12 protein-coding genes are annotated in these 12,866 nt (G+C 35.8%); 4 read left to right on the top strand and 8 right to left on the bottom strand.

Annotation, left to right across the window (positions count from 1 at the left end):
* Nucleotides 1-47 precede the first annotated feature (47 nt).
* From rpoB to pgk, 7 genes are all read right to left on the bottom strand, one after another.
* Nucleotides 48-4,076, bottom strand: a complete 4,029-nt coding sequence (rpoB, locus tag A9G44_RS04500) for a DNA-directed RNA polymerase subunit beta (protein ID WP_065609391.1) — start codon at nucleotides 4,074-4,076, stop codon at nucleotides 48-50.
* A 245-nt stretch (nucleotides 4,077-4,321) separates the two neighbouring features.
* A complete protein-coding gene (gene rplL / locus A9G44_RS04495) occupies nucleotides 4,322-4,690 on the bottom strand; it encodes a 50S ribosomal protein L7/L12 (RefSeq protein WP_034884317.1) in 369 nt (122 codons plus the stop codon).
* 58 nt (nucleotides 4,691-4,748) lie between these two features.
* Nucleotides 4,749-5,246, bottom strand: a complete 498-nt coding sequence (gene rplJ / locus A9G44_RS04490) for a 50S ribosomal protein L10 (RefSeq protein WP_034910420.1) — start codon at nucleotides 5,244-5,246, stop codon at nucleotides 4,749-4,751.
* Between the two features lie 231 nt (nucleotides 5,247-5,477).
* Nucleotides 5,478-6,179, bottom strand: coding sequence for a 50S ribosomal protein L1 (gene rplA, locus A9G44_RS04485; RefSeq protein ID WP_034910418.1), 702 nt, complete (start codon nucleotides 6,177-6,179; stop codon nucleotides 5,478-5,480).
* Between the two features lie 3 nt (nucleotides 6,180-6,182).
* The gene (rplK, locus tag A9G44_RS04480) at nucleotides 6,183-6,611 is read right to left on the bottom strand and encodes a 50S ribosomal protein L11 (RefSeq protein WP_034884321.1); all 429 of its coding nucleotides are present in this window, start codon (nucleotides 6,609-6,611) and stop codon (nucleotides 6,183-6,185) included.
* Nucleotides 6,612-6,798: 187 nt separating this feature from the next.
* Nucleotides 6,799-7,878 carry a class II fructose-bisphosphate aldolase gene (gene fbaA, locus A9G44_RS04475; protein WP_034910416.1) on the bottom strand — a complete coding sequence of 360 codons (1,080 nt, stop codon included), beginning with the start codon at nucleotides 7,876-7,878 and terminating at the stop codon, nucleotides 6,799-6,801.
* Between the two features lie 73 nt (nucleotides 7,879-7,951).
* Entirely contained in the window at nucleotides 7,952-9,115 is a 1,164-nt protein-coding gene (pgk, locus tag A9G44_RS04470) for a phosphoglycerate kinase (RefSeq protein WP_065575118.1), read from the bottom strand.
* Nucleotides 9,116-9,339: 224 nt separating this feature from the next.
* Here pgk and rpsT point away from each other — a divergent pair, with 224 nt between their 5' ends.
* The 4 genes from rpsT to dtd all read left to right on the top strand — a co-directional run bounded on the left by rpsT (nucleotide 9,340) and on the right by dtd (nucleotide 11,648).
* Entirely contained in the window at nucleotides 9,340-9,603 is a 264-nt protein-coding gene (rpsT, locus tag A9G44_RS04465) for a 30S ribosomal protein S20 (RefSeq protein ID WP_065609389.1), read from the top strand.
* A 197-nt stretch (nucleotides 9,604-9,800) separates the two neighbouring features.
* Nucleotides 9,801-10,349, top strand: coding sequence for an SPOR domain-containing protein (locus A9G44_RS04460; protein WP_179854802.1), 549 nt, complete (start codon nucleotides 9,801-9,803; stop codon nucleotides 10,347-10,349).
* 23 nt (nucleotides 10,350-10,372) lie between these two features.
* A complete protein-coding gene (locus A9G44_RS04455) occupies nucleotides 10,373-11,206 on the top strand; it encodes a virulence factor BrkB family protein (protein ID WP_218056521.1) in 834 nt (277 codons plus the stop codon).
* A gap of 7 nt (nucleotides 11,207-11,213) precedes the next feature.
* Nucleotides 11,214-11,648, top strand: coding sequence for a D-aminoacyl-tRNA deacylase (gene dtd, locus A9G44_RS04450; protein ID WP_065575114.1), 435 nt, complete (start codon nucleotides 11,214-11,216; stop codon nucleotides 11,646-11,648).
* 155 nt (nucleotides 11,649-11,803) lie between these two features.
* Here the strand turns inward: dtd and metA are convergent, their stop codons facing one another.
* Nucleotides 11,804-12,736 (bottom strand): homoserine O-acetyltransferase MetA, encoded by a 933-nt coding sequence (gene metA / locus A9G44_RS04445; RefSeq protein ID WP_065575113.1) that lies wholly within the window; start codon nucleotides 12,734-12,736, stop codon nucleotides 11,804-11,806.
* Nucleotides 12,737-12,866: the final 130 nt, after the last annotated feature.

The following is a 12,866-nucleotide window of genomic DNA, read 5'->3' as shown; positions in this document are numbered from 1 at the left end:
ACTAATAAGTTATCCCTATAAATAGAAATCATTTAAGTTAGCAAAAATTACTCTTCATCTAACTCTATATTTATACCTAGCGAACGAATCTCTTTTAATAGTACATTAAATGATTCTGGGATCGCAGGTTCCATACGATGATCACCATCTACAATATTTTTATACATCTTAGTTCGACCGTTTACGTCATCTGATTTAACAGTTAACATTTCTTGTAAGGTATAAGCTGCACCATATGCTTCAAGTGCCCACACTTCCATCTCACCAAAACGTTGACCACCAAATTGAGCTTTACCACCCAATGGTTGTTGAGTAACCAGACTGTATGAACCTGTAGAACGGGCATGCATTTTGTCATCAACTAAGTGATTCAATTTGAGCATATACATATAACCTACAGTAACTGGACGTTCAAATTTTTCACCAGTACGACCATCATACAAAGTAATTTGACCAGAAGTTGGTAAGTCACCCAGTTCAAGTAATGCCTTAATTTCTTGCTCTTTAGCACCATCAAATACAGGTGTTGCTAATGGCATACCATTACGTAAATTTTGTGCTAAAGTCATCACTTCTTGATCAGTGAATTGTGCAACATTAACTTTTTGCGCAGCACCTAAACCAAGATCATACGCTTTCTGAATAAACTCACGTAATTTAGCTAATTCCTGCTGCTCTTTTAGCATAGCATCGATCTTCTGACCAATACCTTTAGCAGCCATACCTAAATGAGTTTCTAAGATCTGTCCAATATTCATACGGGATGGAACACCTAGCGGATTCAATACGATATCAACTGGACGACCTTTTTCATCATATGGCATATCTTCAATTGGGTTAATTTTTGAAATAACCCCTTTGTTACCATGACGACCAGCCATCTTATCACCTGGCTGAATTTGACGTTTAACTGCCAAGTAAACTTTAACGATTTTAAGAACGCCAGGCTGTAGATCATCGCCTTGAGTAATCTTCATACGTTTAGCTTCAAGTTTTTTGTTAAACTCTGTTTTTATTTCGTCGTACTGTTCAGCCAACTGTTCTAATTGAGCTTGTTTATCTTCGTCTGCAATACCAATTGTTAGCCATTTTTGATGTGGTAAAGCATCTAATTTATCCGCTTTGATTCCACCTGAAATTAATACATCACGAATTCGAGCAAACAATGCAGCTTCTAAGATTTTAAGTTCTTCAGTTAAATCTTTTCTCGCCTGCTTGAGTTGCATCTCTTCGATTTCAATCGCACGCTTATCTTTTTCTACGCCATCGCGAGTAAATACTTGAACATCAATAACTGTACCCGAAACACCATTTGGCACACGCAATGAGGTATCTTTAACATCGGATGCCTTTTCACCAAAAATAGCTCGTAGTAATTTTTCTTCTGGTGTTAATTGAGTTTCACCTTTAGGTGTCACTTTACCAACCAGAATATCGCCACCTTTTACTTCAGCACCGATATATACAATACCTGACTCATCAAGTTTAGACAGTGCTGCTTCACCTACGTTTGGAATATCCGCCGTAATTTCTTCTGCACCTAATTTTGTATCACGAGAAATACAAGATAACTCTTGAATATGAATCGAGGTAAAACGGTCGTCTTGTACCACTTTTTCAGAAACTAAAATAGAATCCTCAAAGTTATAACCATTCCATGGCATAAATGCCACTCGCATATTTTGACCTAATGCTAATTCACCTAAATCAGTAGATGGTCCATCTGCCAGTACATCGCCACGTTCAACTTTTTCTCCCAATTCCACACATGGAATTTGGTTAATACAAGTATTTTGGTTAGACCGGGTATATTTAGTTAAGTTATAAATATCAATACCTGTTTCACCGGCGTATATTTCATCTGAATTAACATTAACCACAATACGTGATGCATCAACATATTGAACTATACCACCACGACGAGCAACCGCTGTTACACCCGAGTCAACAGCTACTGCACGTTCCATACCTGTCCCAACAAACGGCTTTTCAGCTTTTAAGGTTGGTACTGCTTGACGTTGCATGTTCGCACCCATTAAGGCACGGTTCGCATCATCATGTTCAAGGAACGGAATTAATGAAGCACCAACTGATACGATTTGTTGAGTTGATACATCCATATAATGAATTTGTTCAGGACTATATAAACCCGATTCACCACTTAAACGACAAGTTACTAAATCTTCTTTAAAACGACCATTTTCATCAAGATTTGAGTTTGCCTGAGCAATTACAAATTCACTTTCATCAATCGCTGATAAATAGTTAATTTCATCAGTTACAATACCATCAATAACACGACGATATGGTGTTTCTAAAAATCCATACTCATTGGTACGAGCATAAACTGCTAATGAATTAATCAAACCAATGTTTGGACCTTCAGGCGTTTCGATTGGACATACACGCCCATAGTGCGTTGGATGTACGTCACGCACTTCGAATCCTGCTCGTTCACGCGTTAAACCACCTGGTCCTAAAGCTGAAATACGACGTTTATGCGTAATTTCGGATAATGGGTTGTTTTGATCCATAAACTGAGATAACTGACTTGAACCAAAGAATTCACGAATCGCTGCTGAAATTGGTTTAGCATTAATCATATCTTGTGGCATTAGTGAATCAAGATCACCTAGAGATAAGCGTTCTTTCACTGCTCGTTCAACACGAACTAAACCAATACGGAATTGGTTTTCTGCCATTTCGCCAACACTACGAATACGTCTATTACCTAAATGGTCGATATCATCAACTTCACCGTGACCATTACGAATAGCGATTAATTTCTTCATTACGTCAACGATATCATCTTTCGTTAAAACGCTTTCGCCTTCAATGTCATCACGCCCTAATGAACGGTTAAACTTCATTCGACCAACAGCAGATAAATCATAGCGTTCGTCAGAGAAGAATAAATTATCAAATAACGCTTCAGCTGCTTCTTTTGTAGGTGGCTCACCCGGACGCATCATGCGATAAATTTCAACTAATGCTCCAAGACGGTCACGAGTTGAATCAACATTTAAGGTTTCAGAAATAAATGCACCATGATCTAAATCATTAGTGAATAATGTTTCTATCTTTTTATATCCAGCATTCGTTAATTGAAGTAATAGCTCTAATGAAATCGGTGTATTGGCAAAAGCAATTACCTCACCTGTTTCTTCATCAACATAATTTTTAGCAAGAACTTTATTAACAATATATTCAACTGGTACATCAATTTTGCTAACTTTATCTTTTTCTAACTCACGAATGTGACGAGCTGTAATACGTCGACCTTTTTCAGCGTAAACTTTACCTTTTGACTCAATATCAAATAGCGCTGTATCACCACGTAAACGCTCTGGAATAAGATCCATTTTTAACTTAGATTTGCTAACTTCAAAAATAGTTTTTTCGAAGAAAATATCTAAAATTTCTTCTGTTTCATAACCTAATGCACGTAAAATAATTGTTGCTGGAAGTTTACGACGACGGTCAATACGAGCAAAAAGATTATCTTTTGGATCAAATTCAAAATCAAGCCAAGAACCACGATAAGGAATAATCCGAGCATTATATAAAACTTTACCAGAAGAGTGCGTTTTACCTTTATCACTATCAAAGAACACACCTGGACTACGATGTAATTGCGATACGATTACACGCTCTGTACCGTTTATCACAAATGTACCATTGTCTGTCATTAAAGGAATTTCGCCCATATAGACGTCTTGCTCTTTAATATCTTTAACTGTTCCCTCTGGCGCATCTTTATCATAAATAACTAAACGTAATTTTACGCGCAACGGTGCTGAGTAAGTGATCCCTCTAATTTGACATTCTTTAACATCAAACACAGGTTCGCCCATCATAAAGCTCACGTACTGTAACTCAGCGTTACCACTATAACTTTTTATCGGAAATATTGAACGGAATGCAGCTTCTAAGCCATATTGTCCTTCTGGATCTTGCTCAATAAATTTCTGGAACGAATCAAGTTGAATAGAAAGAAGATACGGTATATCCAAGACTTGTGGACGCTTACCAAAATTCTTACGAATTCGTTTTTTCTCGGTATAAGAGTAAACCATTAGTTCCTCAACTTGCTTATCTGCTATTTTAGCATGATTAAATATTCATCAGGGTGTTATCGCCAACTGATACACCTGACACCTCATCGAAAATATCTATAAATATCAATTGATTAGGCTTAATAAATATACTATTTCTTTATTATTTTTTATTGATAATCTTCAAATAAAATTCTTTAACTTATTATAGCGCAAAAAGGCTGGAGGTATAAAACCCCCAGCCATTTATCGGAATATCGATAAACTTATTTAAGTTCGACAACTGCACCAGATTCTTCAAGTGCTTTCTTAAGTTCATCAGCATCGGCTTTGCTAACGCCTTCTTTAACTGTTGCTGGAGCTGATTCAACAAGGTCTTTAGCTTCTTTTAAGCCTAAACCAGTTGCACCACGAACTGCTTTGATAACAGCTACTTTATTAGCACCAACATCTTTTAAGATTACATCAAATTCAGTTTTCTCTTCTGCTGCTTCAGCTGGACCTGCTGCGGCTACGGCTACAGCTGCTGCTGCAGAAACGCCAAATTTTTCTTCCATCATTGATACAAGTTCAACAACATCCATAACAGACATTTCAGCAACTGCATCTAAAATTTGTTCTTTAGTGATAGACATAATATAGTTTCCCAAATTTACATTTTTTAATTAATAAAATTCACAATCAAACCGCCAATTAAGCAGCTTCTTTTTGATCGCGAACCGCTGCAAGAGTACGAACCAATTTGCCAGCTGCGGCTTCTTTCATGGTTGACATCAAGCGAGCTAATGCTTCTTCATATGTAGGTAATGTTGCTAAGCGATCAATATTCGCTGCAGTAATCAACTCACCTTCAAAGGCTGCGGCTTTAATCTCAAATTTTTCATTTTCTTTCGCAAACGCCTTAAAAAGGCGCGCTGCAGCACCTGGGTGCTCATTTGAAAATGCAATTAGAGTTGGACCAACAAACGTATCTTTTAAACACTCATATTGAGTGCCCTCAACAACACGGCGTAATAGCGTATTACGAACAACACGCATATAAACACCAGCTTCACGAGCAGATTTACGTAATGCAGTCATTTTTTCTACAGTTATGCCTCGAGAATCAGCAACAACTGCAGATAGCGCACCTTTGGCGATTTCATTGACTTCAGCAACAATTTCTTGTTTATTTTGAAGATTTAGTGCCATTGGTATTGCTCCTGGATTATACTAGGCAAAAGCCTAGACTTATTCAAGCTAGCTACAAATATAGCTAGCACAACCACGATGAGCAGAATCCTTCTATTATATCTTATCAGGTTCTGTCACCGTCTACGTAGGAAAATTAAGTAGTCACACAACAACCACACCTACGGTCTTGGACGGGGTCTGGTTAAGGCCAGACACCAACCGATTTCTCTATTTAATTATAAATAATAATTAAACAGTTGCATTTAATGTTGCTTGATCAATAGCAACACCAGCACCCATTGTAGTAGAAAGGCTAACTTTCTTAATAAATACACCTTTAGAAGAGGCTGGTTTTGCACGTTTCAACGCAACAAGTAATGCTTCTAAATTTTCTTTAAGCTTATCTGCATCAAAATCAGCTTTACCAATAGTAGTATGGATAATACCATTCTTATCATTACGGTAACGGATCTGACCAGCTTTAGCGTTTTTTACAGCTTCTGCAACGTTAGGAGTTACAGTTCCAACTTTAGGATTTGGCATTAAACCACGTGGTCCTAAAATTTGACCTAATTGACCAACAACGCGCATAGCGTCAGGTGATGCAATTACGACATCAAAATCCATTTCGCCCTTTTTGATTTGATCTGCAAGATCGTCCATACCCACTAATTCAGCACCAGCTTCTTTTGCAGCCTCTGCATTTGCCCCCTGAGTAAAGACAGCAACACGCACGCTACGTCCAGTACCATGAGGAAGAACGATTGCACCACGAACATTTTGATCTGATTTACGTGAATCAATACCTAAATTAACAGCGACATCAACACTTTCTGTAAATTTAGCTGTAGCTAATTCTTTTAATAAAGTAATTGCTTCATTGATTTCATATTGTTTAGTTGCGTTTACTTTTTCGCGGATAAGTTTAGCCTTCTTAGATAATTTAGCCATGAATTAACCCTCCACTTCCAAGCCCATTGAACGAGCTGTTCCCTCAATAGAACGCATCATCGTTTCAATGGTAGCACCATTCATATCTGCAGCTTTCAATTCAGCGATTTCGCGAATTTGTGCGCTCGTTACTTTACCTACTTTTTTCTTATTAGGTTCACCTGAACCAGATTTGATTTTAGCCGCTTTCTTTAACAAAACAGCAGCTGGAGGTGTTTTAGTTACGAATGTAAATGAACGGTCAGAATAGACTGTAATTACTACAGGAATTGGTAATCCTTTTTCCATGCTTTCTGTTTTTGCATTAAATGCTTTACAGAATTCCATGATATTCACACCATGTTGACCAAGTGCTGGACCAACTGGTGGGCTAGGATTTGCTGCACCAGCTGCAACTTGCAACTTGATGTAAGCTTGTACTTTTTTTGCCATTTTTAGTTTCCTTTGCTCGGGTGCAAACGCCTCTATTAATAATAATTATTAATAAATAGACAGCTCCCCTAAGTTAAATGAGGGCAGAATTATCCTATAACTTAAATGAAAATGCAAGATTTAATTTAAGAATAGATAAATCAAAAGCAAGGCAAATACCTTGCTTTAATCCTAAATAACATAAAAATTAAAGAACATCTACAGCGTTAAGCTCTTTAAATGCAAGTTCTAAACGGGCAACTAAAGAATCTTGTCCCTTACGTAACCATACGCGAGGATCGTAGTATTTTTTATTTGGAGCATCAACGCCTTCAGGGTTACCTAATTGCCCCTGTAAGTAAGCTTCATTTGCTTTGTAGTAATCTAAGATACCAGACCAGTTAGCCCATTGCGTATCTGTGTCAATATTCATTTTAATTACACCATAACTAACTGCTTCAGCTATTTCTTCTGGTGTAGAGCCTGATCCACCATGGAATACAAAGTTTAATGATTTAGCTGGTAGATTATATTTTTCAGATACATATTTTTGTGAGTTATCTAAAATTTTTGGCGTTAATTTAACATTACCTGGTTTATAAACTCCATGCACATTACCAAATGAAGCTGCAATAGTAAAACGAGGACTGATAGCACTTAAACGCTCATAAGCATAAGCTACATCTTCTGGTTGAGTATAAAGTGCTGAGCTATCCATATGACTATTATCAACACCATCTTCTTCACCACCAGTACATCCTAGCTCTAACTCTAAAGTCATTTTCATTGCTGACATACGAGCAAGATATTGACAACAAATATCAATATTATCTTTTAATGACTCTTCTGAAAGATCAATCATATGAGATGAAAATAATGGTTTACCTGTTTTAGCAAAATGAGTTTCACCTGCATCCAGTAAGCCATCAACCCATGGAAGTAATTTTTTAGCGCAGTGATCAGTATGAACAATAACAGGGACTCCATATTTTTCAGCCATAAGATGAACATGTTTTGCGCCAGAAATAGCACCCAACACAGCACATTCTTGACCTTCTAATTTTAGGCCTTTACCAGCAATAAATTGAGCTCCACCGTTAGAAAACTGAACAATAACAGGAGAACCTACTTTTGCGGCTGTTTCAATAACGGCATTGATAGTATTTGTGTCAACACAGTTAACCGCAGGTAATGCAAAGTTATTTTCGCGAGCGATTTGAAATACTTTTTGAACATCATCACCAGTGACAACACCAGGTTTAACAACATCAGAAATCTTAGTAACCATTTTATTACCTATAAATTTATTTATAAAAATCAAAGGATTAGTAATTATCTCATCCTTTTACTGAACTCAAATACTAGGCCTTTGCTCTAGCTTCTAGCATCGCAACAGCGGGGAGTTTTTTACCTTCAACAAACTCAAGAAAAGCTCCACCACCAGTTGAAATATAAGAGATTTTATCTTCAATACCAAATAGATCGATTGCAGCTAATGTATCTCCACCACCAGCAATTGAAAAACCCTCGCTATCGGCAATTGCTTTTGCTACAATTTCAGTACCACGGCGGAAATTAGGAAATTCAAAAACACCCACTGGACCATTCCATAAAATGGTTTTAGCATTTTTAATAATACTTGCTAATACTTCTGCTGATTTATCACCTAAATCAAGAATTTGTTCATTTTCTTTAACATCTTTAACTGATTTTTCAGTCGCTGTTGCTGTTTCACTAAATTCTGTTGCAACACGAACATCAGTTGGAACTGGGATTTCACAGTTAGCCATTAATTTTTTAGCTTCTGAAATTAAGTCTGCTTCATAAAGAGACTTACCTACATTATAACCTTCAGCGGCAATAAAAGTATTAGCAATACCGCCACCAACAATAATTTGGTCAGCAATTTTTGATAAAGAATCAAGTACGGTTAATTTTGTTGATACTTTAGAACCAGCAACGATAGCAACCATTGGTCTTTCTGGATTATCTAATGCTTTACCTAACGCATCAAGTTCAGCTGCTAACAATGGACCAGCACAAGCCACTGGAGCAAATTTACCAGCACCATGAGTCGAAGCTTGAGCTCGGTGAGCTGTACCAAATGCATCCATTACATAAATATCACAAAGAGCAGCGTATTTTTTAGACAAAGTTTCATCATCTTTACCTTCGCCTACATTGAAACGAACGTTTTCAAGTACAACTAACTCGCCTTCTTTTACATCTACACCATTAAGGTAATCTTTTACTAAACGAACAGGGAATGACACGTGTTCTTTTAAATAATCAACAACAGGTTGTAAAGAGAACTCTGGATTATATTCACCTTCTGTTGGACGGCCAATATGAGAGGTAACCATTACTTTAGCACCTTTTTTGATGGCTTCTTCAATAGTAGGTAGTGATGCTTTAATACGCGCATCGGAAGTTACCTTACCATTTTTGACCGGCACATTAAGATCTGAGCGAATAAATAAGCGTTTTCCTTTTAGATCAAGATCTTGCATTCTAATAATAGACATGATACTTCCCCTTGTAAAATATAAATAAAATAAAACTTACGCTATTCTAACATAAAAATTCTTTTTAGGTTATAGGGATTGCTGTGCAAATAATAAACATTAATAATAAATACAAAAACTACCAACATATTTTTTTATGTAACGCCATTGACAATAGGAAGAAATTAAGGCATATTTTGCCACCTTATTAATATGTAATTTTTATCTAAACTTGGGAGTTGACTTTGGCTAATATCAAATCAGCTAAGAAGCGTGCGGTTCAATCCGAAAAACGCCGTAAACATAATGCTAGTAACCGTTCAATGATGCGTACTTATATTAAGAAAGTTTACGCAGCTGTCGCAGCTGGTGATAAACAAACAGCTGAAGTGGCATACAAAGACATGCAAGCAGTTGTTGACCGTCAAGCGGCTCGTGGCTTAATTCACAAAAATAAAGCTGCACGTCATAAAGCAAATCTAATCAAACAAATTAAAGCGTTGGCTTAATACATTAATTTTTTGACTAACATAGTTAAAGAAATACGAAAAAAGTGGTGTAAGCCACTTTTTTTATTTATATACTAGTTTTATTTTATACAATATTATTAAAAAGAGAGTTTATTGTGGTTCAGCGTGATTATGTCAGAAAAAAGAGCCAATCAAAAAAAAATAAGTCACGAAGTAAGCCTAATTTTATGATATTTTTGGCTATTATAATTATTATTTTATTTTCTGCTATTCTCTATTTTGTTGCAAATAATACACCTAAAAAATCTGTTGAACAACCAAAAGCAAAAACTCAACCTCCTTCAATAACTTTACCTGAACAACCTCAAGAGCGTTGGACATACCTTAAAGAATTAGAAGCCCCTAATGCTAATTATGGCTCAACATCAAGTTCAATTGCTAGTGAAAGAGAGCAAATCTTAAATAGCTTTGTCAATAATGCACGCACTGTAACGCCTTCTCAAAAAGAAGCAACAACGAAAAACCAAACATCAAATGTAACATCACAATCACAGCCAACACAAGCTATTACAAACAAATGGCTATTACAATGTGGTGCATTTAAAGATAAATCTAATGCTGATAAACTAAAAGCTAAGCTCGCAATGACGGGGGTTAGTGGCAATATTTCTTCAGGCCAATTATATCGAGTCACAGTAGGACCTTATACCAGTAAAAAAGAAGCCGATATCACATTAAACTTATTAAATAGTAATGGGATTAATAACTGTGTTATTTCTAACTAGAATATAAAAAGCCGATGAGATCAATGACGCAAATACAGATTTTTATGAAAATGTTATGGAATCGTATCAACCATGACCGACTAACAACTTCTTCTGCGGGACTCGCTTATACCACCATCCTAGCACTAGTTCCACTTATTACCGTTATTTTTTCTTTACTCTCAGCTTTTCCTATGTTTGATGAAATTAGCCATTTATTGAAACAATTAATCTATAACAATCTTGTTCCAACGGCGAGTGACACCATTCAAAATTATTTAGAACAATTCATCTCCAATACAAAAAAAATGACCTTTGTTGGTATAATTGGTCTGATTGTCACATCACTGTTGCTTATCAACTCAATTAATACAGCACTTAATCATATTTGGCAAACTAAACGCAAACGTTCCTTTATATACAATCTAACCATGTATTGGACAATACTAACCTTAGGCCCAATTTTAATCGGCTCTAGTATAGCGGTTAGCTCTTATATTTTTTCATTGAAATGGCTATCTACAGCAACAACGGGTAATATACTACTTAATTGCTTACCGTTTATTATTTCTGTAGTTGGATTTTGGCTACTTTATAGCATTATCCCGACAGAGTCTGTACCTTTAAAAGAATCGATGATTGGAGCGTTTGTCGCTGCAGCATTATTTGAAATAGGTAAACGCGCATTTGCACTATATGTTACTTCGTTTCCAACATATCAACTCATTTACGGAGTAGTATCATCAATCCCCATTATGTTAGTTTGGATCTATTTTTCTTGGTGCATTGTCTTGTTTGGGGCCGAATTTGCAGCAACCTTAACTGACTATAACCGACAAAAAAAACATATTGTTAACAACCCTTCTTTACCAGAGTAATTAAATTATGATCGCCTTAATCCAACGAGTAAAAAAAGCTAGTGTGACAGTAGACAATAATATCATTGGACAAATTAATCAGGGATTACTGATTTTACTCGGAATTGAGCAAGACGATGACGAACAAAAAGCAATTCGTTTATGTGACAAAGTTTTAGGTTATCGTATTTTCAGCGATAATGAAGGAAAAATGAATTTAAATGTTAACCAAGCTAATGGCGAAGTATTAGTTGTTTCTCAATTTACCCTAGCTGCAGACACTAAAAAAGGAATGCGACCAAGCTTTACAAAAGGCGCTAAACCCGATGAAGCAAATAGGCTTTACCAGTTTTTTGTAGAACAATGCCAACAAAAAATAACAACTCAAACTGGCCAATTTGCAGCCGATATGCAAGTATCATTGATTAATGATGGTCCTGTAACATTTTGGTTACAAGTCTAGTTATATAACTAAAATTACATTCAGATCATATTTCACAAGTTTAACCAATTATTATTTAATATTTGGCATTGTAAGATCCAATTTAAATAGGTTATTGTTAAATAAATCTAGCAACAACCTAACAAAATTTGATTATAAGATGCGGCTAACCTTTATTAGTCATCAATCGTTAAATTTCGAGTAGTTAAATCAAATGGAGTTAACTGGTAAACATAATAGTTGAGCCAGTTACTGAATAATAGGTAAGCGTGGCTACGCCATGTGGCTTTTGGTGTTAAATGAGGATTATTATCAGGAAAATAGTTATATGGCATATCAGGATGAATGCCTGCATTTAAGTCTCGATAATATTCATTTGCCAACGTTGAAGAATCATATTCAGGATGACCTGTTACAAACACCATCCGCTTATCAGCTGTAGCCATTAAATAAGGACCAGTAATATCAGACTCAGCTAAAATAGTTAAATCGGTATATGTTTTTATTTTATCAATTGGAAAATCAGCATAACGAGAATGGGGAGCCCAAAAGGTATCATCAAAACCGCGTGTTAAAATCGCATTAGATTGCACAATATGATGCTGAAAAACACCCGATAACTTTTGCGTGCGAGTAAATTTTGGTAAATCATATAAGACATTCAAAGCAGCTTGAACACCCCAACAAACAAACATAGTTGAAGTAACATGATCCTTTGCCCAAGTAATAATTTCAGCTAACTTAGACCAATACACAACATCGGAAAAAGCCACTTTCCCTAGTGGGGCACCTGTTATAATTAACCCATCAAAATTTTGCTCACAAATATCATCAAAATCACAATAAAAACTATTTAAATGTTCAATAGGCGTATTTTTAGACTCTCGCTGATCAATACGTAATAACTGAATATCAACTTGTAAAGACGAATTAGAAAGTAAGCGTAAAAATTGGTTTTCTGTTTCAATTTTTTTAGGCATTAAATTTAAAAAAAGAAGCTTAAGAGGTCGAATTTCTTGGGTATTAGCACGAGATGAAGTCATAACAAATACATTCTCATTACGTAATACATCAACCGCAGGTAATGAGTCAGGAATACAAATAGGCATAACAAAAACTCCTAAATCGGTAAGTCATTTTTAAACATCAAATAGACGTCTAGAAATCCATATAGCTAAATATAGTATCTTTTAATTTATTTGTCGAGATTTTTTATCTAACAAAATCATCAGAATAATC

The sequence above is a fragment of the Gilliamella sp. Occ4-3 genome, from assembly GCF_001690675.1.
GTDB lineage: Bacteria > Pseudomonadota > Gammaproteobacteria > Enterobacterales > Orbaceae > Gilliamella > Gilliamella bombi.
The sequence above is the reverse complement of the archived record's forward strand: the minus strand, read 5'-3'. Positions and strand labels throughout refer to the sequence as shown.

Excerpts from the sequence above, each read along its gene's own strand:
- rpoB (WP_065609391.1), bottom strand. The coding sequence starts at position 4,076 with ATGGTTTACTCTTATACCGAGAAAAAACGAATTCGTAAGAATTTTGGT.
- rplL (WP_034884317.1), bottom strand. The coding sequence starts at position 4,690 with ATGTCTATCACTAAAGAACAAATTTTAGATGCAGTTGCTGAAATGTCT.
- rplJ (WP_034910420.1), bottom strand. The coding sequence starts at position 5,246 with ATGGCACTAAATCTTCAAAATAAACAAGAAATTGTTGCTGAAGTCAAT.
- rplA (WP_034910418.1), bottom strand. The coding sequence starts at position 6,179 with ATGGCTAAATTATCTAAGAAGGCTAAACTTATCCGCGAAAAAGTAAAC.
- rplK (WP_034884321.1), bottom strand. The coding sequence starts at position 6,611 with ATGGCAAAAAAAGTACAAGCTTACATCAAGTTGCAAGTTGCAGCTGGT.
- fbaA (WP_034910416.1), bottom strand. The coding sequence starts at position 7,878 with ATGGTTACTAAGATTTCTGATGTTGTTAAACCTGGTGTTGTCACTGGT.
- pgk (WP_065575118.1), bottom strand. The coding sequence starts at position 9,115 with ATGTCTATTATTAGAATGCAAGATCTTGATCTAAAAGGAAAACGCTTA.
- A9G44_RS04455 (WP_218056521.1), top strand. The coding sequence starts at position 10,373 with ATGACGCAAATACAGATTTTTATGAAAATGTTATGGAATCGTATCAAC.
- dtd (WP_065575114.1), top strand. The coding sequence starts at position 11,214 with ATGATCGCCTTAATCCAACGAGTAAAAAAAGCTAGTGTGACAGTAGAC.
- metA (WP_065575113.1), bottom strand. The coding sequence starts at position 12,736 with ATGCCTATTTGTATTCCTGACTCATTACCTGCGGTTGATGTATTACGT.